At 36.7% G+C, this 23,540-nt stretch carries 25 protein-coding genes; 15 read left to right on the forward strand and 10 right to left on the reverse strand.

All coding sequences use genetic code 11. From position 1 onward, the window contains the following. Positions 1 to 269: 269 nt before the first annotated feature. Positions 270 to 1,190 carry a lipopolysaccharide assembly protein LapB gene (locus tag AN490_RS05340; protein ID WP_300000680.1) on the forward strand — a complete coding sequence of 307 codons (921 nt, stop codon included), beginning with the start codon at positions 270 to 272 and terminating at the stop codon, positions 1,188 to 1,190. 121 nt (positions 1,191 to 1,311) lie between these two features. Here AN490_RS05340 and AN490_RS05345 read toward each other — a convergent pair whose 3' ends face one another. Both AN490_RS05345 and AN490_RS05350 read right to left on the reverse strand, forming a co-directional pair. After that, the gene (locus tag AN490_RS05345) at positions 1,312 to 1,653 is read right to left on the reverse strand and encodes a hypothetical protein (protein ID WP_015083718.1); all 342 of its coding nucleotides are present in this window, start codon (positions 1,651 to 1,653) and stop codon (positions 1,312 to 1,314) included. 132 nt (positions 1,654 to 1,785) lie between these two features. After that, positions 1,786 to 2,403, reverse strand: a complete 618-nt coding sequence (locus tag AN490_RS05350) for a TMEM165/GDT1 family protein (RefSeq protein ID WP_300000685.1) — start codon at positions 2,401 to 2,403, stop codon at positions 1,786 to 1,788. 279 nt (positions 2,404 to 2,682) lie between these two features. Between AN490_RS05350 and arsM the strand changes: the two genes are divergently transcribed. From arsM to arsS, 3 genes are all read left to right on the forward strand, one after another. Beyond that, entirely contained in the window at positions 2,683 to 3,651 is a 969-nt protein-coding gene (gene arsM / locus AN490_RS05355; RefSeq protein WP_300000687.1) for an arsenosugar biosynthesis arsenite methyltransferase ArsM, read from the forward strand. Between the two features lie 352 nt (positions 3,652 to 4,003). After that, positions 4,004 to 4,804, forward strand: coding sequence for a formylglycine-generating enzyme family protein (locus AN490_RS05360; RefSeq protein WP_300000689.1), 801 nt, complete (start codon positions 4,004 to 4,006; stop codon positions 4,802 to 4,804). Between the two features lie 399 nt (positions 4,805 to 5,203). Then, positions 5,204 to 6,184: an arsenosugar biosynthesis radical SAM (seleno)protein ArsS gene (arsS, locus tag AN490_RS05365; protein WP_300000691.1), complete on the forward strand. Its 981-nt coding sequence runs from the start codon at positions 5,204 to 5,206 to the stop codon at positions 6,182 to 6,184. A 524-nt stretch (positions 6,185 to 6,708) separates the two neighbouring features. Here the strand turns inward: arsS and mnmA are convergent. Next, complete coding sequence (gene mnmA / locus AN490_RS05370; protein ID WP_300000694.1) at positions 6,709 to 7,764, reverse strand: tRNA 2-thiouridine(34) synthase MnmA; 1,056 nt, start codon at positions 7,762 to 7,764, stop codon at positions 6,709 to 6,711. A 211-nt stretch (positions 7,765 to 7,975) separates the two neighbouring features. Here mnmA and psbP point away from each other — a divergent pair, with 211 nt between their 5' ends. Then, the gene (gene psbP, locus AN490_RS05375; protein WP_300000696.1) at positions 7,976 to 8,521 is read left to right on the forward strand and encodes a photosystem II reaction center PsbP; all 546 of its coding nucleotides are present in this window, start codon (positions 7,976 to 7,978) and stop codon (positions 8,519 to 8,521) included. 70 nt (positions 8,522 to 8,591) lie between these two features. Further along, positions 8,592 to 9,185 carry a nucleoside triphosphate pyrophosphatase gene (locus AN490_RS05380; protein ID WP_300000698.1) on the forward strand — a complete coding sequence of 198 codons (594 nt, stop codon included), beginning with the start codon at positions 8,592 to 8,594 and terminating at the stop codon, positions 9,183 to 9,185. Between the two features lie 20 nt (positions 9,186 to 9,205). Here the strand turns inward: AN490_RS05380 and AN490_RS05385 are convergent, their stop codons facing one another. Together AN490_RS05385 and AN490_RS05390 are read right to left on the reverse strand one after the other, a co-directional pair. After that, a complete protein-coding gene (locus AN490_RS05385) occupies positions 9,206 to 10,039 on the reverse strand; it encodes an Rpn family recombination-promoting nuclease/putative transposase (protein ID WP_300000700.1) in 834 nt (277 codons plus the stop codon). Between the two features lie 288 nt (positions 10,040 to 10,327). After that, a complete protein-coding gene (locus AN490_RS05390) occupies positions 10,328 to 10,744 on the reverse strand; it encodes a hypothetical protein (RefSeq protein ID WP_300000702.1) in 417 nt (138 codons plus the stop codon). Positions 10,745 to 11,227: 483 nt separating this feature from the next. Between AN490_RS05390 and AN490_RS05395 the strand changes: the two genes are divergently transcribed. The 4 genes from AN490_RS05395 (at position 11,228) to AN490_RS05410 (ending at position 16,002) form a co-directional block, all read left to right on the forward strand. Continuing rightward, a complete protein-coding gene (locus AN490_RS05395) occupies positions 11,228 to 11,992 on the forward strand; it encodes a phycocyanobilin:ferredoxin oxidoreductase (RefSeq protein ID WP_300000704.1) in 765 nt (254 codons plus the stop codon). Between the two features lie 513 nt (positions 11,993 to 12,505). Continuing rightward, positions 12,506 to 13,924 (forward strand): HlyD family efflux transporter periplasmic adaptor subunit, encoded by a 1,419-nt coding sequence (locus tag AN490_RS05400; protein ID WP_015083707.1) that lies wholly within the window; start codon positions 12,506 to 12,508, stop codon positions 13,922 to 13,924. A 69-nt stretch (positions 13,925 to 13,993) separates the two neighbouring features. Beyond that, positions 13,994 to 15,148, forward strand: coding sequence for an ABC transporter permease DevC (gene devC / locus AN490_RS05405; protein WP_300000707.1), 1,155 nt, complete (start codon positions 13,994 to 13,996; stop codon positions 15,146 to 15,148). Between the two features lie 137 nt (positions 15,149 to 15,285). Continuing rightward, entirely contained in the window at positions 15,286 to 16,002 is a 717-nt protein-coding gene (locus AN490_RS05410; RefSeq protein ID WP_271820583.1) for a DevA family ABC transporter ATP-binding protein, read from the forward strand. Positions 16,003 to 16,102: 100 nt separating this feature from the next. Here the strand turns inward: AN490_RS05410 and AN490_RS05415 are convergent, their stop codons facing one another. Then, on the reverse strand, positions 16,103 to 16,924 hold the full coding sequence (locus tag AN490_RS05415) for a hypothetical protein (RefSeq protein ID WP_300000710.1): 822 nt from the start codon (positions 16,922 to 16,924) through the stop codon (positions 16,103 to 16,105). A 105-nt stretch (positions 16,925 to 17,029) separates the two neighbouring features. On the opposite strand from AN490_RS05415, the gene AN490_RS05420 reads away from it, so the two are divergent. The 3 genes from AN490_RS05420 (at position 17,030) to AN490_RS05430 (ending at position 18,921) form a co-directional block, all read left to right on the forward strand. Then, positions 17,030 to 17,845: an HAD family hydrolase gene (locus AN490_RS05420; RefSeq protein WP_300000712.1), complete on the forward strand. Its 816-nt coding sequence runs from the start codon at positions 17,030 to 17,032 to the stop codon at positions 17,843 to 17,845. A 455-nt stretch (positions 17,846 to 18,300) separates the two neighbouring features. Continuing rightward, on the forward strand, positions 18,301 to 18,639 hold the full coding sequence (locus AN490_RS05425) for a Mo-dependent nitrogenase C-terminal domain-containing protein (RefSeq protein WP_300000714.1): 339 nt from the start codon (positions 18,301 to 18,303) through the stop codon (positions 18,637 to 18,639). 9 nt (positions 18,640 to 18,648) lie between these two features. Further along, on the forward strand, positions 18,649 to 18,921 hold the full coding sequence (locus tag AN490_RS05430; protein WP_300000716.1) for a cupin domain-containing protein: 273 nt from the start codon (positions 18,649 to 18,651) through the stop codon (positions 18,919 to 18,921). A gap of 62 nt (positions 18,922 to 18,983) precedes the next feature. On the opposite strand, the gene AN490_RS05435 is transcribed toward AN490_RS05430, so the two are convergent. The 4 genes from AN490_RS05435 to AN490_RS05450 all read right to left on the reverse strand — a co-directional run bounded on the left by AN490_RS05435 (position 18,984) and on the right by AN490_RS05450 (position 21,691). Continuing rightward, positions 18,984 to 19,571, reverse strand: coding sequence for a Uma2 family endonuclease (locus AN490_RS05435; protein ID WP_300000718.1), 588 nt, complete (start codon positions 19,569 to 19,571; stop codon positions 18,984 to 18,986). 244 nt (positions 19,572 to 19,815) lie between these two features. Beyond that, positions 19,816 to 20,247 carry an NUDIX domain-containing protein gene (locus AN490_RS05440; RefSeq protein WP_015083700.1) on the reverse strand — a complete coding sequence of 144 codons (432 nt, stop codon included), beginning with the start codon at positions 20,245 to 20,247 and terminating at the stop codon, positions 19,816 to 19,818. Between the two features lie 8 nt (positions 20,248 to 20,255). Next, positions 20,256 to 20,708 carry a DUF3531 family protein gene (locus AN490_RS05445; protein WP_300000754.1) on the reverse strand — a complete coding sequence of 151 codons (453 nt, stop codon included), beginning with the start codon at positions 20,706 to 20,708 and terminating at the stop codon, positions 20,256 to 20,258. A 59-nt stretch (positions 20,709 to 20,767) separates the two neighbouring features. Next, positions 20,768 to 21,691: a Sll0314/Alr1548 family TPR repeat-containing protein gene (locus AN490_RS05450; protein WP_300000721.1), complete on the reverse strand. Its 924-nt coding sequence runs from the start codon at positions 21,689 to 21,691 to the stop codon at positions 20,768 to 20,770. 120 nt (positions 21,692 to 21,811) lie between these two features. Here AN490_RS05450 and AN490_RS05455 point away from each other — a divergent pair, with 120 nt between their 5' ends. Continuing rightward, the gene (locus AN490_RS05455) at positions 21,812 to 22,471 is read left to right on the forward strand and encodes an ABC transporter ATP-binding protein (protein WP_300000723.1); all 660 of its coding nucleotides are present in this window, start codon (positions 21,812 to 21,814) and stop codon (positions 22,469 to 22,471) included. 256 nt (positions 22,472 to 22,727) lie between these two features. After that, positions 22,728 to 23,462, forward strand: coding sequence for a 16S rRNA (guanine(527)-N(7))-methyltransferase RsmG (gene rsmG / locus AN490_RS05460; protein ID WP_213720252.1), 735 nt, complete (start codon positions 22,728 to 22,730; stop codon positions 23,460 to 23,462). The last annotated feature ends 78 nt before the right edge of the window (positions 23,463 to 23,540 follow it).

Consider the following 23,540-nt stretch of genomic DNA (forward strand, 5'->3'; position numbering starts at 1 on the left):
ATTGATTCAATTTTGAACAATCAATTTGATTTGGTTTCAACCTGCATTTATTATACAATATATACAAAATGTCAGTGCAGGATAAATCCTGTAACTAGCCTTCATCCCTTGGCTGAAGCACAGGTGTGTCCTCCTGAGTCGGACACGCCTTCAAGGGTTTTCGGCATTCTCCTTATAAAATTCACAGACAAATGACCGTATTCCGCAAAGTTTTGGAAATTTTTAACTTTGCAATTTATCTCATTCCCATTTAGGAGCAGAATAATATTGTGTCTGAATCGCGTAATCGCTGGATAGTCCGAGTAGTTTTAGCTTTCGCTGTTGTTGCTTTTTTGGGTGTTTCTATTATGCCCATCATTACAGCGGTTAATAAACCCCAATCATCTCCACAAAATCAGCCCACTGCTGACCCTAAAATATCTTCATTGGAGCAAAAGTCAAAACTGGAAGATCAAGTTCGGGGTTATGAATTAGTTTTACAAAAAGATGCAGAAAATCAAACTGCACTCAAGGGACTTTTGCAAGCACGTCTCAGTTTGTTGAGTCAAAAAAGCCGAGGTGAAGTGAAACCAGCGGATATTCAAGCTGTGATTGAACCTTTGGAAAAACTCGCTAAACTTAATCCTCAACAGTCGGAGTATGGGGTTTTATTAGCACAAGCTAAACAACAAATTGGCGATAAGGAGGGGGCTGCTCAAACTTACCGGACTATTTTAGCTACAAAACCGGGTGATTTGAAGGCTTTGCAGGGGATGGTAAATTTGCAATTAAGCGAAAAGCGTCCAGAAGCAGCTATTGGTTTATTACAAGAAAGTTTGGCTGCTGCTAATCAGGCTAATACTATTCAGCCGGGAAGTGTGGATGTGGTTGCTGTTCAAGTGCTTTTGGGTAGTGTCTACGCTTTTCAAAAGAATGATGATAAAGCTATCTCTGCTTATGATGAAGCAATTAAGAAAGATGCTCAAGATTTTCGCCCTGTTTTAGCAAAGGCAATGCTATTTAAGGAACAAGGTAAGCTTGATAAAGCAAAACCTTTATTTGATAGTGCCACAGCTTTAGCACCGGCTCAGTATAAGGACGAGATTAATAAAGCAGCAGTTTCTAATCCTACTCCTACGGCATCACCTACGCCTTCGTCCACAGAATCACCTACGGCATCACCTACAGCATCACCTACGGCTACTCCGTAAGGTGTAGGGAGGAGAGGTAAACTGATAGAAGTCTCTGAGTTTTTTAGCAATAAAATAGGAGTTGAGCAAAAAATAATTCAACTCCTGATCAATAAATTATTTTTTGATCAGGATGCTGAAATTAAAAGGGTAAGTATCCTGTTGTAAGCATTTTATAACCAGAGGCGATGCAAATTAGTGAGAGAAAAAATTGCCATAAACTAGTAGGGTTAAGAATTGCACGACTGCTAATAAATATGGCCATAATACCAACGGCAACAGCAGTCCATCCCAAATCTTTCATACTTCCTGGAGCAAAAACTAGCAAGAGTACACCTGATGTTAATGCTAATACTGAAATATCAGCAGAAATTCCTCGCCACCAATAAGGATAAACATTGGTTGTAAAAAAGATATTTTCTCCTACAAGGTAAATACCCAAAATTAGCAACCCAAAGCCGACAATTCTCAGTAAAAAGCCCATAATGTACCCCTATAAAAAAATTTACATCTGACTAAGACTTAAAAGTACAACTAAGGGCGGGGAAACCACGCACCTACAGGTTTTGTAATTTTATCACGGTATCTCACTCAGGTGCATACAGGGGTATTGAATTTATTTTCCTTCTATGGCGGCCACTATGCCGAAGATGATAAATAGAAAGCCGCCTAAAAAGGTAATTTGTCTTTCAGAAATTTTACCTGCAATTAATCTACCACCGATGACGGCGATCGCTGCACAAATTGCGTGTCCTAATATCGCTCCCATTGTCACACCAATGGGGTTATTCCCGGCTGCTAAGGCTATTGTAGCTATTTGTGTGCGATCGCCCCATTCTGCTATAAATGTTAATACGAAGGATTTCAGTAAAATTGACCAAACAGTTTTTTGCTGGGAATTATCTAAATCTGCTTTTTCCACCGCTTCTTGTGCTTCTTCTGCGACTTCTTCGGTAGCAGATACACCCATTTTATTGGCATCATAAATTAACTTCAAACCAAAGGCAATAAACAAAACTATTTCGGCGTAATGAATATAGATTTTTGGTAATAAAGATACTACCTGCCCAAATGCAACCGATAAGACAGTCATAGCCGCTAAAGCAGCTACTACACCAGTGAATACCAAGCGCCGCGAGTGGTGCATGGAAAGAATCACAGCAATAAAAAATGTTTTATCACCTAGTTCGGAAATGGTAATTAGTAATAAACCTGCGGTAAAAGCTGTTAACACTCTCTCAAACTCCTAAAGGATTTTTTACCTGTGTGGAGTATCAATGAGAGCAATCAAACCTCACTGAACTCCACATAGTTAAATGTGTAGTCAGTGAAGGTCTCGCTTTCAAATACTTTATTTATTCGCTATCTAAACCAGGCTCATCACCAGTATGTTGACTTAGATATACTGAACAGAAAACTTTGATTTACTGCCAGCAGCTACTCCCCTTCTATTAGTTATGTATAATACTCTTTTTGACCACAAAAGTCAAGCCATAAACCCTAATTTGAGATTATGACCTATTTAGAAACCGCAGCCCAATTTTACAGCCAAGTTGCCCAAACACCAGAAATAGGTCTTTGTTGTGTTCAAAGTACACCTTTACAATTACCAGGGCTAAAAATTCCTCTAGGTATGCAGGAAATGAACTATGGTTGTGGAACTACGGTTCATCACAACGAACTTAATAATGAACCAACAGTCTTATATATTGGTGTCGGTGGCGGTTTAGAAGCTTTGCAATTTGCTTATTTTTCTCGTCATCCTGGTGCGGTGATTGCTATTGAATCTGTGGAAGCTATGCGAGAAGCTGCAATGCGTAATTTAGAAATTGCTGCAACAGAAAACCCTTGGTTTGATCCTAGCTTTGTCGAAATTCGTCCGGGAGATGCGTTTAATTTACCTGTTGTTGATGCTTCTGTAGATGTAGTAGCGCAAAATTGCCTGTTTAATATTTTTGAACCAGCAGATTTAACTCGTGCTTTAAAAGAAGCATATCGGGTATTGAAACCAGGTGGACGCTTGCAGATGAGTGACCCAATTGCAACAAGTCAAATTCCTGCTCATTTACAACAAAATGAACATTTACGCGCTTTATGTTTATCTGGTGCTATTACATATCAAGAATATACTCAATTAATTATTAATGCTGGTTTTGGACAAATTGAAATTCGCGCTCGTCGTCCTTATCGGTTGTTAGATAAACACAATTATCAATTAAAAGAAAATCTGCTTTTAGAAAGTCTTGATTCTGTGGCTTTTAAGGTAGATATTCCCGCAGACGGAGCTTGTATTTTTACTGGTAAAACAGCGATTTATGCAGGTAAGGAAGCATTTTTTGATGATAAGAATGGGCATATTTTACAAAGAGGAATTCCTGCGGCGGTTTGTGATAAAACAGCTCTCAATTTAGCAAATTCAAATCCTGAAGAAATCATTATTACTAATTCTACATGGTATTACGATGGTGGGGGATGTTGTTAAGAGTAATTCTTGTATCTAATCTAGCTGAGGTTTCGCGCAAAGAGGCAAAGGAGCAAAGACGCAAAGCAAGAAAATTCTCGTTCCCAGTCTCTGACTGGGAATGTCATCTTGGAGGTTCTACCTCTAGGTATAATAGAGGCAGAGCCTCTTAACTACATTCCCACGCAGAGCATGGGAACGAGAGAAACGAGAGAATAGGAGAAAACTACATTTCCACGCAGAGCATGGGAACGAGAGAATAGGAGAAACTAGCGAGAAAATGGGGTAAAATCCTCAGATTTCTAATCTTTGCTTTTATTTCTCAACTAAGTATGGTTTAATTTAGATGGAATAAATAATTAATTTTATTAAAATGGCAGCAAATTATTTTGGACAAGACTTGGGAAATGGTGTGATTTTAGAAATGGTGGCTATTCCTGGGGGGACTTTTATCATGGGTTCTCCAGAAAATGAGGAAAGTTATCATTCTTCTCAAAGTCCACAACATCAAGTTACTGTTCCCCCATTTTTCATGGGTAAATATCCAGTTACTCAAAAACAATGGAAGGCTGTAGCCGCATTAGAAAAGGTTAAGATTGATTTAGGATCTGATCCATCTTATTTTAAAGGTGATGGTTCGACTTCGCTCACCAACAATTTGCCAGTTGAGTGTGTATCATGGAATGATGCTCAAGAATTTTGTGCCAGACTTTCCCGAATGGCAAATAAAACCTATCGTTTACCTAGCGAAGCTGAATGGGAATATGCTTGTCGTGGAGGAACTATTACCCCGTTTTATTGTGGGGAAACAATTTCTACAGATTTAGCTAATTATGATGGTAACTACACTTACGGGCAGGGACAAAAAGGACAATATCGAGAAGAAACCACAGAGGTAGGAATTTTTCCCGCCAACCCTTTTGGTTTATATGATATGTGTGGGAATGTGTGGGAATGGTGTGAGGATGGGTGGCATGAAAACTATATAAATGCGCCTACAGATGGCAGTGATTGGACAAGTCTAAGCAGTCAACTTAAGGTGCTGCGCGGTGGTTCGTGGGACGACGATACTGGGAATTGCCGTTCTGCTTATCGCTACTACACCTTTCTCGCCGACGACAACGAGCATATTGGTTTTCGGGTTGTTTGTGGTGGTGCGGCGAGGACTTGTTAGCACTCTGCACTTTTGCTCTTTTGCGCTCTGCGCTCTTATTCTTTTCACTTCCCTACCGTAACGGAGTGGAGCGATCAAAAATATTTTATTTAGATTTCGGGAATGATTGATGAGTTGTTTCTCCATGATATAGGAAACTTTCGATTTAGTCAAGTGGTATGTTCCAATTATCAATAGTCTGCCACTTCCCCCTGTCTCTTAGAGGATGTTTGAAAAGTGGTATTCCGTAATTTTCATCACATTGCTACCCCCCTTAGTCCCCCCTTGTAAAGGGGGGAAACAATAAATAGGGTGGGGTAAAAAATATTTGATACATCAACCATAACTTTTCAAACACCCTCTTAGGTTGAATGACTTTTAAAACATCCTCTTATAGAAATTCGTGCTAGAGATGCTTCTATGATTACACCTTTTTTTCAGCAGCTAAATTCACCTTTGATAAAAAAGCAAATCAACGTTTTACAAATTAATTTAGGAAAACGTTGTAATTTAGCTTGTAACCATTGCCATGTAGAAGCTAGTCCCAAAAGAACTGAGGAACTGACACCGGAAATTTGTCAACAGTTAATTACTTTAATTGAGAAGTTTCCCGAAATCAAAGTTGTTGATTTAACTGGTGGCGCTCCAGAGATGAATTATGGTTTTAAGCCATTGGTAGAAGCTGCTATAAAGGCAGGTAAACAGGTAATTGTGAGATCAAACTTGACAATTTATTTTGTGGAGGGATTTGAGGATTTACCAGATTTATTTGCTCAACATCAAGTTAGAATTGTGGCTTCTCTTCCCTGTTATTTAGCAGATAATGTGGATAAAATGCGGGGGAATGGTGTTTTTGATCAATCAATTCAAGCTTTGCAATGGTTAAATAAAATTGGTTATGGTGAAAACCCAAATTTAGTTTTAGATTTGGTGTATAATCCGCAATTACCAAATAGTGAAGATTTTTCTTTAACTCCTGAACAGGAAAATTTAGAAAAGGCTTATAAAACCTTTTTAGCAGAAAACTTTGATATTCAATTTAATCATCTTTTCACCATTACTAATATACCTGTGGGGAGAACAAAGTTTCATTTAGAAAGAAAACAGCTTTATTCTAGTTATTTACATTTTTTAGAGTCTCACTTTAATGCAAATACAATTGATGGTTTAATGTGTCGTGAGCAGATTTCTGTTGACTATTTAGGGAATATTTATGATTGTGACTTTAATCAAATGATGAATTTACCTGCAAAAACTAGCAATGGTGAAAAGTTGACGGTGAGCAAATTATTAGAAATTGGTAGTTTAGATATAATTAATGAAATTCAAACTGCTGAATATTGCTATGGTTGTACTGCGGGGTGTGGTTCTAGTTGTGGTGGTGCTATAGATAAGAGTTAAGTCTCCTCACACCACATTTTTTGTTAAGCCGTGAATTTATTTTTTCACGGTTTTTATTTTTTTATGACTAAGTTAAAATCAAAAATCTCAAAAATGGGATAATTTGGGTTGATAATTATAAGTAAATTATTGTTACGAGAGAGTTTTTTGAGGGCTGATATTCTATGATGATATGGAGTTTAACTCCTCACACCATACTTAAAACCGTAGAATATAGTATTTTGCGGTTTTTCTTTTCTAATTCGGGTAATTTGAGAAAATAACCTATCCATTGGATTCATACAAGCGACTTTGATTCCTAACTGATTCCTGACTTCTGCTATATATGACCGAAAAACCTATACAAAAACCCAATAGTCCCCAAATTCCCACATTTACTTCTATTCCCTAAGAAAGATTACACCGTCAACAACGACTAACATCGCCTTTTTTCCTCCGTGTCCTCTGTGCCTCTGTGGTATGGCTAACGCCACGCTTCGCTAACGTTCCCTTAGAAATTTGGCGAATCTTTATACAGAATTGACTCAACCAAACTGCTCGATAATTCCCCCACCTAAGACCTTTTCTCCGTCGTACCAAACCGCAGCTTGTCCAGGTGTGATGCTGAATTGCGGTTCATCAAATACTAACCGCACACGGGAATCTGCTAAAGGAATTACCGTCACAGGTACGGGTTGGGAACGATAACGGATTTGCACTTCAGCGCGAATGGGGGTAACAGGTTCAGCTATGGAAACCCAATTTATCCGATTTATGGTACATTCTGACTGAGTGCCTTTGGTGCGATCGCCTACAATTACCCTGTTATTAGCTGCATCTAATTCGATCACATACAAGGGTGCGGCGGCGGCGATACCTAAGCCTTTTCGCTGACCAATAGTGTAATTATGAACACCATCATGTTGTCCCAAAACTTTACCAGTTTCATCAACAATATCACCGGGTTTGGGGGCTAAATATTTATCTAAAAATGCCCGCATAGAACCATTGCTTTCTACCAAGCATAAATCTTGACTTTCTGGTTTATCGGCGGTTTTTAAGTTATATTCAGTGGCAATTCTCCGAGTATCAGTTTTATTCAGTTCACCCAGAGGAAAAATTGTTGCCCCTAATAAGTCTTGGGATAAGTCATAGAGGAAATAAGATTGATCTTTGTTGCGGTCAACTGCTCGTAACAATTGGTAACGGTTAGTAGTGTCATCGTAGCGGATTTGGGCATAATGACCTGTGGCGATTTTCGTTGATGCCAATTTTTCCCTTGCATATTCCACCATTGGACCGAATTTCACCGTTTTGTTACATTGGGAACAAGGCAAAGGTGTAATTCCCACACTATAACCTGTCACTAAAAAATCAATAATTTCTGTTTGAAAGACATCCCGAATATCAACAACTTCATGGGGTATACCCAATTGTTCACAAATATCAGCCGCGTCGATCATTCCTTCAGAGCAACATTGCCCTTTGCCTTTCATCAGCCAAAGAGTTAAACCAATTACATCATAGCCCTGATTATGCAGCATAGCGGCGGCTACGGAACTATCAACGCCACCGGAAAGACCAACGACAACTTTTTTCATATTTTTCAAAGTCTTTGGGGCTTAATTGTTACCACAAAGAGATTTTTATTTGACCACAAGGTGCGAGACTGTCTAATTGTAGCACACATACTTATCAAGTCTGAAGAAGATGGCAAAACTAAAGTCTCCATATTGTCCAGATTAATGAGAAAATAAAAACTTGCAATTATCTTTACCTTGTATTGTTGACTGCTGAAAGGAATTTGAAAAAATGTGGCAAAGAATTACGTTCATCTTATTATTGGTTTTGAGCTTCAGCTTGAGTAGTGTTGGTGTGGCTCATGCGGCTGGACTTAATAGGTTTGTAGATAGTGCTGACGGTTATCAATTTGATTATCCTAATGGTTGGTTACAAGTTAAAGTTGGTGATGGGCCTGATGTGGTGTTTCACGATTTAATTGAAGTATCAGAAAATGTGTCTGTGGTAATTAGTCCTGTTCCCTCTGGTAAAACTTTAGCGGAATTGGGAACACCAACAGAAGTCGGTTATAAGTTAGGAAAGGTGGCTCTTGCTCCTGTCGGTTCTGATCGGACTGCTGAGTTAATCAATGCGGCTGAAAGGGAAGTAAATGGGAAAATTTACTACTTTCTAGAATATGGAGTTAAATTTCCTAATGGACAGGAAAGACATAATATTTCTAGTGTGGCTATCAGTCGTGGTAAGCTGTTTACGTTTAATGCTTCTGTTCCTGAGAAACGTTGGAAGAAACTGCAACGAATTATTGATGAAGTTGTGAGTTCTTTCACTGTTTATTAATAATTAGAAATGGTGGTAATTGAGAATTAACTATGATCAATTACCCAAAAAATTACTTATACAGCAATTTATGAAAATTCCGCAATTTGTCCTTGCTTCTGCTTCTGTTGCCCGTCGTCGGTTATTGCAAACTGTGGGAATTGAACCAATGGTTTGTGCGAGTGATTTTGATGAGTCACAAATACAACTGACTGAACCTGGGGAATTGGTGAAAACGCTGGCTCAGTGTAAGGCGGAAACTGTGGTTTCCCAATTTCCATCAGCTTTGGTGATGGGTTGTGATTCGGTTTTGGCTATGGGTGGGGGGATTTATGGTAAACCAGAAAATGCTGAGGAAGCGATCGCTCGGTGGCAATTGATGCAAGGTAATTTTGGTGACTTGTATACAGGTCATGTTTTGATTGATACTACTAAAAATCAAACTGTGGTTAAATGTCAAGTTACTAGGGTGTATTTTGCGAAAATGAGCGATCGCGCTATTCTTGCCTATGTAACTACAGGTGAACCTCTTCAATGCGCTGGAGCATTTGCTTTAGAAGGTTTTGGGAGTTTATTTGTGGAGAAAATTGAGGGTTGTCACAGTAATGTCATTGGTTTGAGTTTACCCTTATTGCGGCAGATGATCGGGGAATTGGGATATGAAGTTATAGATTTTTGGCAATAGTTTGCAAAATTATGATTTTTTCAATCACAATGTTCAGTTAACCAGCTAATTAGATCAGTTTCAGTTTTAAAATCTAATAAAGCTTCTCCTAAATCCTCTAATTGCAGAAAAGATAAGTCTTGAATTTTATTTTGAGTTTCAGTCCCTATTTTTCCTAAATGACGTTGAAGTAGACGAACAATTAATTTAATTTCAGAACGTCTTCCCTGTTCTAAACCTTCTCGAACGATTTTTTGATAAACGACAGATTCTTGCATAATGTCCTCCCGAAAATAAGCGTTAATCAAATCCGCATCAAATCTAATTCCAGCTAGAAGTTGCACACCCTCTGAGACGTTGATTTGCTGTCTTCTATCTTCTATTATATTTACTTTAGCTGCAACTTGTTCTAATATTGCTCTGGGATTATCAATTTTGGCTAATACAGCTAATGGTAACAGTTCAGTCGTTGCTAATAATGGTTGAGGATCACATTCCCAAATTCTGATGACTCGATAGCGATGAAAAGTATTAGCTGTTCTAAATTCATTGATAAAAACCTCTTCCGATGTGGTGGGTTTTAAAAAGATAATAATTTGTTCAATGTTAGTATCATATTGGCGATATAATCTCACCCAATAATCTAGCATTCGTAATGGTAATGGCGGTTTTGATTGATGAACTGTTTGAAATTCTAAATGAATAATATTGTTGTTGGTTTTTAATAAAAAAAGTCCATCAACACGAATTGGTTCTAAGTTTAATTCTGTTTTTAGTAACTCTGGATTTTCTGTAATTTCTGTATTCAACAACCATTGAACGATGGCTTGGGGATATTCTTCAATTAAGTATTTCAGCGTACTGTCATAGCTCATATTTTTTTATGGTCGTTATTTATGTGTAAATAGTTATCATAATTTGGTGATAACTTTTAAAGTTTATCTAAGTTTTTGTTTGTTTTTTAATAAGACATTCGTATCCACCATATATTGTTTCTGGTGAATTGAATAATTCCCATCCGTTGACTCCATAATTAGCATTGAATGCAGATAAAAATGGCTCTACCGCTCCCTTTATGATATTTTCGGTAAAATATCCCTGAAACCCCTACACCGATTGGATTTGAGGTTTTAATATTTTCAACACCAATGGTTTTGGATATATTAAAAGGATGTTTGATCATAAGGGGAACGGTAGAACCATAAAAATTGAGCCTCATCAATCTCCTTTCTTTCCCAATACTTTGTTTCTCTACTCTTGACCTCGTCTCCATTTTCTTCTATAATGAGAAAATAGGCATCTTCATACGAATATTCTGTTGTTTTATTAAACCAGCTACCTACTTCTTTTACTTGTTGTTTCTGTTTATTTTTTACGTAAATTTTTATTTTTTTATATTCATAACTGACAGAAATATTTGACAACGAGTTAATTTTTCTGTCGATGCTATACAAATATTTATTTATAGTGGATTCAATTGAAGACAGTTTTTCTATAACTCGGTCATTTCTTTCAGAAATATTTTCTATTTTATTTTCTAATTCAGTAATTAATAATGTCTGTTCTATAGCTGTTAGCAAAAAATGTTCATAATCTTTTTTGCATTCATTAATGCCTAAATAGGAAAGAGATTCTTGAATACTATCATTAAGTGATATTAAGGGCAGAAATATGCTTTTGAATCTTTCTTTAAATCTTTTGTCTTCATCAGTATATCTATGCTCATCACAAAATTCGTCTTCTTCAATTACATCATAGACTATTTTATTGAAAATAATTTCGGCGAACTTTTGTTTGTTAAAGTATACAGTTTCATCTTCATTGTCTAGAATATTTTCGTTAGCTTCTGCAAAAGTATTATTTGAGTCAGTATTTATATATTAACATATTACAATTCAGTATCCCAGATAATCAATCATATTACAGAATATAATTACACTTTTTGTTACATAAATTTATTTTCATGATCAGCCCATACTATAACTCTTTGTTTATATTTCCAGGCATAAAAAAATGGTACAAATAATTGTAAACTAACAAATAGATTGTATTTTCCAAATAATATGTCTTCTACTCCTTCTCTTCGTGAACAACAACATCCTCTGATTCGTCAACTAGCTGATTGTATTGAAGCAGTTTGGCATAAACACCTAGACTTATCACCATACCATTTACCAGCAGAATTGGGATATGTAGAAGGTAAATTAGAAGGGGAAAAACTAATTATCGAAAATCGCTGTTATCAAAGTCCCCAGTTTCGCAAAATGCACTTGGAACTAGCAAGAGTAGGGAATATGTTAGATATTCTGCACTGTGTGATGTTTCCCCGTCCAGAATATGATATTCCCATGTTTGGTTGTGATTTAGTCGGAGGTAGAGGTCAAATTAGTGCAGCAATTGCCGATCTTTCGCCGGTAAACTTAGAGCGGATTTTACCAGATGGTTATAATTCTCAACTTAGTAAATTAACCACATCCAACTTTTCTCAACCTCGTGATTTACCAGAATGGGGAAATATTTTTTCCGATTTTTGTCTATTTATTCGTCCTAGTTCCCCCGAAGAAGAAACAATGTTTCTTTCTCACGTAGAATCATTTTTAGATATCCATTGTACACAAGCCATCGCATCTAGTCCAGTTGCACCGGAAAAAGTAGCTCAAATTATTGCTGGACAACATAATTATTGTACCAAACAACAACAAAATGATAAAACCCGTAGAGTTTTAGAAAAGGCTTTTGGTGTAGATTGGGCAGAAAATTATATGACTACAGTTTTATTTGATTTGCCAGAATTACCAGAAGTGTCGGCAATTAAAAATTGCTATTAATCTATCTGTAAAATGCGTTACGTTTTCCCTCAACTGATAAATGTAGAATTTATATGAAGTCATCACCACGGATACTTCTGGGAGGGAAAATTAACGTTAATCACTCAAGTTTCTAGTTATTCGGTTTCGGCTGATAATTAGTAATTATTAATTGTTAAAATTCTCACCTATTTGCTCGAAAGTTTTATTTTCTTTTGTAAACTTTAACTTCTAAAATTTCGCACATCTTCTTAAAAACGAAGTGTGGAATCTCAACTACTAATGATTTATAAAATCTACCAATTGTATCCCAGGTTGCTTTGAGATAGAAATTTTCATGTAAAGATAATACACCTGAATAATCACAGAGTGTAGTTTATCCAAAGTTAATCATACCCAACAATAGTTATAAAATTGCCAAAACAAAAACCTAAAAAGGTGTAAATCTTGGATAAAGTTTGCTGTGGATTTTAATTACAGCTAATTTACTTTTTTAGTTTCATCACCACAATTCAGATAAATAGGTTAAATATCATGTCAAGGGTGAATGAAAAATCAAAATCCCCAGAAAAGGCACTTGAGCAGCCAAAAATTTGGTTGAGTATTGCCGTAGCTTTACCAGTAGCTATAGCTGCCGGTTTCTTAGCTACAGCGAGAATGGAACAATTAAAAAAACTGACTTCTACTGTATCTGTTGCTCCAGTTCCTAATAGTATTACTGCCATAGGACGCTTAGAACCAAGAGGAGAAGTAGTTAAACTTTCTGCTCCAGCGGGTTTATCAGGTAGTTCACGAGTACAACAACTTTTAGTCAGAGAAGGGCAACGAGTACAGCAAGGACAGATTGTGGCCATTTTAGACAGCCGCGATACCAGTATGGCGGTAGTAGAAGAAGCCAAAGCTAAATTGCAAGAATCCCGTGCGAATTTAGCCCAAGTTAGTGCTGGTCCACCAAGAGATGCTCAAGCTCAAAGATTCATTATTTCTCGGTTACAAGCCCAACTAGCTGGGGAAAAAGAGGCTCAACAGGCAACAATTAGCCGAATTGCTGCCCAGTTAAGTGGTGATAAAGTTGCCCAACAAGCCACAGTTAACCGTTTGGAAGCGGAACTACTGGGACAAAGAAATTCTTTAAAAGCCAATATGGAGAGGATTAGAGCCGAACAACGAAATGCTCAAGTAGATTATGGGCGCTATGATTTTTTATACAAACAAGGTGCTATTTCTCAGCAAGAACGCGATCGCCGTCGCTTAAGTGCGTTAACTACAAATCAACAGTTAATTGAAAGTGAAGCTAGTTTAAAACGGGCAATAGATACTATTCAACAGCAAGTTTCCGAAGCTAGAGCTAATCAAATTAAAACTCTAGCGACCTTACAACAGCAGTTAATTGAAGCCACAGCCAACCGTAACAAAACTGTCTCCACTTTACAAAGACAAATAGACGAAGAAAGAGAAAGATTGAGCAGAATATTAGTAGTTAGTCCGCTAAATGTCCAAGTTGCTCAAGCACAAGTTACTAATGCCATTGCTTTAATGAGAAAAGCTCAAGTAGAACTTCAGCAAAGCTATGTTAAAGCTCCTAGTTCTGGTGAAATATTAAAAATTCATACCAAATCTGGGGAAATCATGGGAGCAAATGGAATTGCGGAAATCGGACAAACAGATCAGATGTTTGTAGTTGCAGAAGTTCCTGAAGATAGTATTAATAAAGTCCGTTTGGGTCAAAGTGCTACTATCTCTAGTGACAACGGTGCATTTAATGGTCAATTAAAAGGCAGAATTACATCAATTGGTAGAAAAATTGGCAAGAAAGATGTCCTCAATAATGATCCAGCCGCAGATATTGATGCCAGAGTTGTCGAAGTGAAAATTGCCCTATCTCCAGAATTTACCAAGCAAGTTTCCGGTTTAACAAATGCTAAAGTCACCGTAGAAATTAATGAGAATTAACTTCCTATTTCTACGCCAAATATTCATGTTCAACTACTTAATTAGTATCAAGATCAAAAAAAATAAAAAATGGCAGTAAAAATACCTTTATCTTGGCTGCAACTGACAAGAGAAAAAACTCGCCTAGCAGTGGCTTTATCAGGTATTGCCTTTGCTGATATTTTAATGTTCATGCAGCTAGGTTTTCGGGATGCACTCTATTACAGTAACGTGAGAATGCACAGCAGTTTAGCCGGAGAAGTGGTTTTAATTAACAGTCAATCTAATGCTGTTTTGGCAATGAAAACCTTTTCCCAACGCCGTTTATATAAGGCATTAGACTTGCCTACAGTTCAGTCAGTACATCCTATATATTTAGACTATACAAGCTGGAGAAATCCTGTTACAGGTCGCCCTCGCAGTATCTTAATTTTCGGCATAAATCCAGAAGTTAATCTTTTTGATTTACCTGGAGTAGACGAAAATTTAAATAAACTCAAACTTCCTGATGTTGTTTTATATGACCGTTCTTCCAGAGTAGAATATGGTCCGATTGCTGATAGTTTTAATTCAGGAAAAGTTGTTTCAGCAGAAGTACGAAGAAGAAAAGTTCAGGTCGGTGGATTATTTACATTAGGGGCATCTTTTGGTGCAGATGGAAATTTAATTACCAGTGATGTTAACTTTTTACGGATTTTTAATAATCGTCAACGGGGATTAATTGATATTGGCATTATTAAGTTAAAGCCTGGTGCAAATCCCATCCTAGTAGCTCAAGAATTGCGAAGTTATTTACCTACAGATATCAATGTTTTAACTAAGGAAGAATTTATTGAATTTGAAAGAAATTATTGGGCAAGTAGTACAGCTATTGGCTTTATTTTTACCTTGGGAACAATTATGGGTTTTATTGTAGGAACTGTAATTGTTTATCAAATTCTGTATACAGAAGTCAATGATCATTTATCTGAATATGCTACGCTCAAAGCTATAGGTTACACTCAAAATTATTTACTAACTGTAATTCTTCAAGAGGCTTTTTTATTAGCTGTTGTTGGTTATTTACCTGGATTTGGCTGCGCTCTTGTTCTTTATAATGTTGCTAGAGATGCTACACTTTTGCCTATATTTATGAGTTATAATCGCGCCATTATGGTAATCATGTTAACTATTTTAATGTGCTTTATTTCGGGAATGATTGCTATTCGGAAATTAAGTTCTGCTGATCCAGCCGATATTTTTTAGATGAGTTATTGGTCATTTATCATTGGAAAAAACAATATTTATTCTTCCTTCTTCCTTCTTCCTTCTTCCTTCTTTATCCTGACTCCTGACTCCTGACTCCTGACTCCTGAACTCCTGAACTCCTACACTCCCCTATTATGATCAACAAAGAACCTGTAATATCTATTAAAAATATCAATCACTACTACGGTAAAGGATCGCTGAAAAAACAGATTCTATTTGATATTAGTTTGGAAATATATGCTGGAGAAATCGTGATTATGACTGGACCATCTGGTTCAGGGAAAACGACTTTATTAAGTTTGATTGGTGGGTTAAGATCGGTGCAAGAGGGAAGTTTAAAATTTTTAGGTGATGAATTCTGTGGTGCTAGTCAAAACAAACTGGTACAGATGAGACGGAAGATTGGTTATATTTTCCAAGCTCATAATTTATTGGGTTTTTTAACTGCTCGGCAAAATGTGCAAATGGCTGTGGAATTAAATAATAATATTTCCCAATCAACAGCTATTTCCCAATCAGAAGATATGCTGGCATCTGTAGGTTTACAAGAACGGGTTAACTACTATCCAGATAATTTATCTGGTGGACAAAAACAAAGAATAGCGATCGCTCGCGCTTTAGTTAATCATCCTCCTTTAGTATTAGCAGATGAACCAACAGCCGCATTAGATAAACAATCAGGACGTGATGTAGTCGAAATCATGCAGCGTTTGGCTAAAGAACAGGGAACTGCTATCTTATTAGTCACCCATGATAACCGGATTTTAGATATCGCTGATCGCATTGTCGAAATGGAAGATGGTCTTCTGACCCGTGATGCTCAAAATGTTGCTTCTAATCACAACTCCTAATTTTGATGATCCGTCTTCTTCAATACAAGTGATATATTCCAAACCAAAATTTTTTTCCAGTTTGAATTTTTCGGTATTTATTGGTAATTTCAAGTTGTGATTATTTCTGAATAGCGTCTGCATGATGTGAATTTGCTGTCGTACTGTTTTTTGTCAGAGGGGTTTGACGGCTAGTTCTAAATGTCACATTCACGCCTTCATTTGATTGTTCTAGTATCAGCAACGCGGTAGGTTTAGCCTTTTGATCCCAGTGCATATAAACAATCCTACCTTGAATAGTCGGTTGCCAGGTATCATCATCTTCCTTGGGTCTAAGGTATGTTTCTATACAATTCATAATTTGACTAATTGTAGAAGAAGTAGCTTGAGTTGGCAACTTCATTAATCGAATTTGCGCTCTAAACAGCACCCGTTTCACAATGTTGGGTGCTACACCAGTTTCATACTCAATATCGAAAGTTTCATCTATTTCCTTACCAGTATTACTAGCAATTCCTATAGATCCTTGGTTAGTTTGAGCAGGACGTAGGACTTGAGATATCTTATCTTTAACCTTAATTTTAATTTGATTAACTAGGGCAAAATAGAATACCTCCTCTGACATCCGCATTCGCAGATAATCTAAGTTAAAGTCCCGTGAGTGAACTAAATCTGGATTAGTTTCCATTTTGCGAATAGTTTCTAAAGCTAACTTCAGCTTTTTCTCTAATTCTCGTGTGCGGAATTTTTCAAAAGTTAGTTTTTTCTCCCCCTTTTGCACTAAAATTTTGCCATAAATAATTACAGCAACCAGAGCTAAAACCAGTCCTCCACTAGCACACAATAGCAATGGTATAGCTGGGAATTCATTGCTAGAAACTTCTGTATTCGTTTTTGTTGTTTTCAATCTAGACGATTGAGCCAGAAAAATTGTACTAACCATAATTCACAATTTGAACCTTTTAACTCCTGATGTTTAGAATACCCAAATCTTATTTAGTAGTTGGCTGTGGTATAAGTATTTTTTAGATTGTCTTGATCATGTCATATGTACAAACCTATTAGTCACTTGGATCAGCATTTTATCAATATACAGCCATTGTCTGATATAACATCTACGCATTCATATCATATTTGCCTATTAGCAACAGATATGGATGGGACACTAACTAAAGATGGCAGATTTACATCTCAACTGCTAAATACTTTAGAGAGTCTATCAGCAGCCAAAATTCCGGTCTTGATTGTGACTGGACGTTCGGCTGGGTGGGTAAGTGCTATTAGTAGTTTAATGCCCATTGTCGGTGCAATTGCCGAAAATGGTGGTTTATTTTATCCATCAGGTAATTCTGATCCAGTTACACTCACGCATATTCCTGATTTGGCTAACCATCGTCAAGATTTAGCTAGAACCTTTGTGAACTTACAAACTTATTTTCCGCAAATCCGAGCATCTGCTGATAATTTATTTCGAGTCACAGACTGGACATTTGATCTTACCTCACTAACGACTGATCAACTAAAAAATATAAGTGATCTTTGTAAACAGATGGGTTGGGGATTTACTTACAGCAATATTCAGTGCCATATTAAACCCCAAGGACAAAATAAAGCTGCTGGTTTATTAAAAGTCTTAGATCAATATTTTCCCACATACTTGCCAGAACAGGTTATCACTGTTGGTGACAGTCCCAATGATGAAAGTTTATTTAACCAGCGTTATTTTCCTATATCCGTAGGTGTGGCAAATATCCAGGAGTATACAAATCAGTTACAGCATCAACCTACATATATAACTACAGCAGCCGAAGGAGATGGTTTTTGCGAGTTGTGTAGTTATATTTTGCAAAATTGCCAGCGTTAGCAGGAGGTAGGGACGCAGGGACTACGAGTCAGGAGTCACCGAGTCAGAAGAAAATTACCTGTTCCTTATTCCCTGCGATAAAGTAACTTGCATAGCTTTTTTATTGATCTTCTATCACCTAAAATTAATGTCATCGTTTCCTAATGGTTATGCAGTCTAGCTGGAGGAGAAAGCTATATACATCAGTGTTTTTGGCAATTCCCATAGTAATTTTATATATAAAATTACTATATTCAATATCAGGAATCCATAAGCTAAGACTATACCATTTTTATATTTTCTTTGTTATTTTGTATTCAACTGAACAGTTATTCAACACAAAGCCAGTTTTAATAAAAATTAGTTCAACTACTTTACCGTTCTTCAAGTTCAGTCCAAATTGCCAAGATAATTTGTAGTGTAAATTGCCACATTGTCCAGTTTCTATCAATCTCATCTACATAGGATTTACAATAATGCTAAAAACAAATAGTGAACCGATGATTCTCTCTAGTTTTATCAACCCTATCGAAGAAAACCATTCAGTTAAAAATAAGTTTGATTTCTTGCAAAAAATCCGTCAACGTCTAGACGAAATCGAAATTGATAATCGTCGAGTTGCCAGATTAATTGCTAAAGTAATTCCTGCCCAATGTCCCTTCGAGCGTGATATCGTGGTTTTTGGAAGAACAATTGCTCACATTCCACCTATGTGCAAACTAAACCCACTGTATGATCAGTTTGTCGGCTTGCGTTTTCGCGCATTATGTTATTTAGTAGATAAGTGTGGAGAAGACATCCAATCTTATTGTTAAATAAAACTCATGGAAATTAAAGTCGTACATCAACCAAATCTTCAACATCTCAACGAGTTAGATGTATTCAACTGGCCAATTTGGGAAAAGGAAATATCCCAATTTTCCTGGACTTACGATGATCAAGAAATTTGCTACTTTTTAGCAGGTAATGTTATTGTCACTCCTGATGGAGGACAAGCAGTACAAATGAGTAAAGGTGATTTAGTAACTTTTCCCGCTGGGATGTCTTGTAAATGGGAAATTACCAGCGACGTAAAAAAACATTATTGCTTTGATTAATATTTTTGCAATCTCAATAACCAATATCTGAAGATGTGAATTGGATGTTATTTAGAGGTTGGCTATGAAACTATTGATCCCAAAATATCATCTACAACTAAATTAATTTCGGAGAATGCTTGAATTGACATTTTTTCTCCTCGACTTAGTTTTTGAATGTCGCTATAACCATTTTCGCTAGGGTAGCGATAAACAATAATCACTTGTTCATAAATATCAACTAACCAAACTTCAGTAATACCACTACTAGCATAGAGAGGAATTTTCACGTCTCTATCATATTCCAGACTGCTATCTGCAACTTCAATTAAGAGAAATATATCCTGGGGTTGAGGGTGTCCAGATTCATAAAAATCTGCACGGGGTTGTAGTAATGCGATATCTGGTTCAGGTTCAGATAGGTTATTTAAGATAATCGGATTTTGTACAGCAACTATGACTTTTTTACCCAGTAATTGCGAAAAAACTGAATTTAAACGATTTACACAAGCTGTGTGTCTTCTACCAATTGGTGACATTTCTATAATTTCTCCATTAATTAGTTCTACTTTATCATTTTCTGAAAAAATACCGGCTTCGCTCATTTGATGGTATTGAGAAATATTGAGACGAAAAGTATTAAGGCGTGGTTTTGCTAATTGTAGAGTCATAATTAACTTCCTGTATTTACCTTTATTTTTACTATAGCAATCAGATCCCCGACTTCTCAACTTAATTGATTATTTATTAGAGGATGTTTGAAAAGTGGTATTCCGTAATTTTCATCACATTGCTACCCCCCTTTCCCCTTGTAAAGGGGGGAAACAATAAAAATCAAAAAATATTTGATACATCAACCATAACTTTTCAAACACCCTCTTAACAAGATATAACAAAGAAGTCGGGGATCTAGGATTACAAATAATCAAAAAAGACTTCGGGAACTAATCTTAATTCACCAGATTTGAATCGAGAAATATCTATCCACAATGCGCGATGTTGACGTTCTGGTGTTTCCGCAAAAGTTAAACTTTCAATTTGATAAAACTGGGAATCAGCAAAGTCGCATTCATAAAGTTGAATGATTTCATGTCCTTGTCTACCGTCAAAAGTAAATAAGTTCTCAATACAACTTAGATAGCGAATATTTGTTAATTCGGCTTGAATTTCTTCTTGAAATTCTCTAGCTAAGGCTATGCGGCTAGTTTCGCCAAATTCTACGCCACCACCTAAAGCCCGGTAGAATATTGATTGTTTTTTAGGATCGAATCCTTCAGAAACAAATATTCGATTACCATCTCGAATTAGGGCTAAAACAATTACCCGAATTTGACCTTCTTTATTCATGATGACAATTAATTATCGTAAATTGAAGAGGGACGACTTTCGCTATCTTCTGTAGGCCAATCTGGATTTTCACCACCAATGTATAGTTCTTCAATTGTGACGTATTCTTCAGTTAGTTGGGTGAGGGCGTTGATCAGAATGTCTAAGGCGATCGCATCACTTGTACCTAAATCAAACCAACAACGTCCCCATTCTCCTTCATATTCAAATTCACCCATGTTGTGCATCAAAGCCATTAGACTTTTATCATAGCCTCTTGCATCATAGTCCATGTAGCTGATATCAAGTCCTGTATCTTGGATTTGCAGATTTTCCGCATTAAATCCTCCCAATTTACCTAGATAAAACCAGGAATTGAATACTTCTTCTACATATTGTTTTTCCCGTTGGGAGGGAACATTGCTAAACTTCAACCAAATCCAAGTATCAAAAGGATTAAACTCGCGGAATTGAATTTCCATTTTTGTAACAGGTAATTGATAATGGGTAAAACTAGAATTTTGTAACAACTGACCACTGACTACTGACCACTGACAGCCTGATTGCGTTCATATTCAATTTGTTTAACTAAGTTAGCAGGAAGTTGAGATTTTTTGGCTAATGCTTTATCAAAATGAGTTATTGCTTCCTTGATTAAATCCTGACTTTTTTCTTTTTTTCCTTTTTCATGGAGAATTTGGGCTTTGAGATAGTAAATTTCTGGGTTGTCAGCAGTTGTTTTTAAGGCGCGGTTGACATAATCTAAAGCCTGGGAATGTTGTTTTAAATCTCGATATGCTAAAGCAATACCTCTATCTACTAAATAACCAGGTGCTGCATTTTTTTCCAATCGGTTAATTGCATCATCTGGACTAGTAAAAGGTAAATTCACAGCTAACATTAAATCCATATAGCCGCGAATTAAGTTTAACTCTGGATCACTAGCAGAAATCTCTTCGGCTCTGTCAAGATATGTATAGACTTTCCGCAACCGACTAAAAGCGAGGGGCGCACCATTTACAGTTCCTTCCCGCTTTAAAATTACCGCCCCCTCTAAAAAATGACCAACCGCGGTGTATAAATTACCACGTAATGGGTCACTAGCGATGAGATTTTGTCCAGTTTCCAGGGTTTTTCGGCTGTATTTTGCTAAACTATTCTGATCTTGATTTTGATATGCTAAAGAAGCCTGAAGGGCGTAAATTAAAGGTTCATTGGGTTCGCTAGAGACGGCTTTTTGTAAAGCATCTTTGGCTGCTGGGTAATTTCCTTGCTGAAAAATAGCATTAAAAACAGCTTCCGTGCGATCGCCAATTTTATGAGGTTCACGAGAGCGAAATGGATCACCCGCAAAGGATGGATTTACTAAAATATTTAAAAGGATGGAAGTAGTTACAGTCACCTTTAAAAATGGAGTAAATCGCCAAAATATCCTAAATTGAGGCATTAAAACCTGTTTAAACATGATAACCCTCAGAATAATTACAGTTGAAATTGTTGTGTCTATTACCTAAAATGCAAAAATAGTGAATATAAATTACGTCTATTTCCATCAAAATTTTTCATAACTTGGTAATCTTCACAAATGCTCTATCTCAGAAATCTAACTTATCACCCCACAGCCTGCCCAAAAGCAATTCTTCAAGCTATAAATTTAAAACTACCACCCCAGAAACTGGGTTTAATTATTGGTCCTAGCGGTTCGGGTAAAAGCACCTTATTAGAAATTTTATCTGGATTGGCTGATCCCACTGCTGGTGGAGTTTTCTGGAGAGAACAGGGACTCATAGCCGAAGAACTACAACAATTAGCCGGTTTAGTATTTCAATTTCCAGAAAGACATTTTTGCGGGGGGACAATTTTAGAAGAACTGCGCTTAGGACATCCTGAATTGGGAGCAGACAGGGTTAAACAAGCATTAACAGAAGTTGGATTAGATCATTTATCTTTATCTGCGTCACCTCATGCTTTAAGTGGTGGACAACAGCGACGGTTAGCTTTAGCGGTGCAGTTAATTCGTCAACCAAATTTATTATTATTAGATGAACCTACAGCGGGTTTAGATTGGTCAATGCGTCGCCAATTGGTGAATTTATTAGCCAAACTCAAAAAAGATTGGACATTGTTAGTTGTAACACACGACGCTGGTGATATGTTACCAATAGCTGATTATTGTTGGACTTTAGATCATGGGGTCTTAACATCAGGAGTCAGAAGTCAGGGAGAAGAGGTAAAATCTGCTTAATTCTAAATTAATCTTCAGAGTAATTGAACGCAGATGAACGCAGATGAACACAGATAAGGAGGGATGAATTCATGGATTTGATGATGTTATGTAGCTTCACATAAAATTAGGTATGAAATTCCCAAATTGAACCTTTAAAACTCTTTCCTTTGCGTGATTGCGCCTTGGCGTGAGACTAAAATTCATACCCTTAATCAGTAACGCCAAAATAACTTAAAAAAATTAATTTTAACCAATGAATTTAGAATCTTTACCTATAACTAGTTTGCCAGAAATGGGGGAAATATGGCAAAAAACTCTGAATTGGCAACCAACAAATTGGGAAGAAAACCAATTTCAACAGCTTTATCAATTAATCTTGGCAGGAAATTGTCAACTTAACTTAACTCGCATTACTGAACCTGAAGAATTTTGGGAAAAACATCTTTGGGATTCTTTGCGAGGAATTGCACCTAAACAAGTATTTATTCCCGGTATTGAAAAGGGTAAGCGGATAATTGATATTGGTACGGGTGCAGGTTTTCCTGGTATCCCAATTTCTCTAGTTTTTCCTAATTCTCAAGTTACGCTTTTAGATTCTACAGGCAAGAAAATTAGTTTTATTGAGACAATTTTATCAGCACTTGCTCTGAATAATGCCAAAACTTTATTGGGGAGAGCCGAAGAAATTGGTCAGCAAATTCAACACAGACAACAGTATGATCTAGCTGTAATTAGGGCTGTGGGTAATGTTTCTGCTTGTGCTGAATATTCTTTACCTTTAGTAAAAAAAGGCGGTTTAGCGGTAATTTATCGCGGTACTTGGACTCAAGCCGAAAATGAAAGTTTAGAAATTGCTGTTACCCAATTAGGTGGGGTAATTGAACTAATTGAAGAATTTTCTACTCCCTTGAGTAATAGTATTCGTCATTGTCTTTATTTACGAAAAGTAGCAAACACACCAATTAGTTTTCCCCGTGCGGTTGGTATACCCAGTCAAAAACCAATTTAATCACCTGATTTCTCGATTTTAGATTAGATTGGTGATTAGATATCTAACAGCGCGAGAGCGTCAACATCGTTATAAATG

Source organism: Anabaena sp. AL09 (assembly GCF_001672255.1).
GTDB lineage: Bacteria > Cyanobacteriota > Cyanobacteriia > Cyanobacteriales > Nostocaceae > Dolichospermum > Dolichospermum lemmermannii.

Bases quoted from the DNA above. Each gene is read 5' to 3' on its own strand.
- AN490_RS05345 (WP_015083718.1), bottom strand. From the start codon at position 1,653: ATGGGCTTTTTACTGAGAATTGTCGGCTTTGGGTTGCTAATTTTGGGT.
- arsM (WP_300000687.1), top strand. From the start codon at position 2,683: ATGACCTATTTAGAAACCGCAGCCCAATTTTACAGCCAAGTTGCCCAA.
- AN490_RS05360 (WP_300000689.1), top strand. From the start codon at position 4,004: ATGGCAGCAAATTATTTTGGACAAGACTTGGGAAATGGTGTGATTTTA.
- arsS (WP_300000691.1), top strand. From the start codon at position 5,204: ATGATTACACCTTTTTTTCAGCAGCTAAATTCACCTTTGATAAAAAAG.
- mnmA (WP_300000694.1), bottom strand. From the start codon at position 7,764: ATGAAAAAAGTTGTCGTTGGTCTTTCCGGTGGCGTTGATAGTTCCGTA.
- psbP (WP_300000696.1), top strand. From the start codon at position 7,976: ATGTGGCAAAGAATTACGTTCATCTTATTATTGGTTTTGAGCTTCAGC.
- AN490_RS05380 (WP_300000698.1), top strand. From the start codon at position 8,592: ATGAAAATTCCGCAATTTGTCCTTGCTTCTGCTTCTGTTGCCCGTCGT.
- AN490_RS05385 (WP_300000700.1), bottom strand. From the start codon at position 10,039: ATGAGCTATGACAGTACGCTGAAATACTTAATTGAAGAATATCCCCAA.
- AN490_RS05395 (WP_300000704.1), top strand. From the start codon at position 11,228: ATGTCTTCTACTCCTTCTCTTCGTGAACAACAACATCCTCTGATTCGT.
- AN490_RS05400 (WP_015083707.1), top strand. From the start codon at position 12,506: ATGTCAAGGGTGAATGAAAAATCAAAATCCCCAGAAAAGGCACTTGAG.
- devC (WP_300000707.1), top strand. From the start codon at position 13,994: ATGGCAGTAAAAATACCTTTATCTTGGCTGCAACTGACAAGAGAAAAA.
- AN490_RS05410 (WP_271820583.1), top strand. From the start codon at position 15,286: ATGATCAACAAAGAACCTGTAATATCTATTAAAAATATCAATCACTAC.
- AN490_RS05415 (WP_300000710.1), bottom strand. From the start codon at position 16,924: ATGGTTAGTACAATTTTTCTGGCTCAATCGTCTAGATTGAAAACAACA.
- AN490_RS05420 (WP_300000712.1), top strand. From the start codon at position 17,030: ATGTACAAACCTATTAGTCACTTGGATCAGCATTTTATCAATATACAG.
- AN490_RS05425 (WP_300000714.1), top strand. From the start codon at position 18,301: ATGCTAAAAACAAATAGTGAACCGATGATTCTCTCTAGTTTTATCAAC.
- AN490_RS05430 (WP_300000716.1), top strand. From the start codon at position 18,649: ATGGAAATTAAAGTCGTACATCAACCAAATCTTCAACATCTCAACGAG.
- AN490_RS05435 (WP_300000718.1), bottom strand. From the start codon at position 19,571: ATGACTCTACAATTAGCAAAACCACGCCTTAATACTTTTCGTCTCAAT.
- AN490_RS05440 (WP_015083700.1), bottom strand. From the start codon at position 20,247: ATGAATAAAGAAGGTCAAATTCGGGTAATTGTTTTAGCCCTAATTCGA.
- AN490_RS05445 (WP_300000754.1), bottom strand. From the start codon at position 20,708: ATGGAAATTCAATTCCGCGAGTTTAATCCTTTTGATACTTGGATTTGG.
- AN490_RS05450 (WP_300000721.1), bottom strand. From the start codon at position 21,691: ATGTTTAAACAGGTTTTAATGCCTCAATTTAGGATATTTTGGCGATTT.
- AN490_RS05455 (WP_300000723.1), top strand. From the start codon at position 21,812: ATGCTCTATCTCAGAAATCTAACTTATCACCCCACAGCCTGCCCAAAA.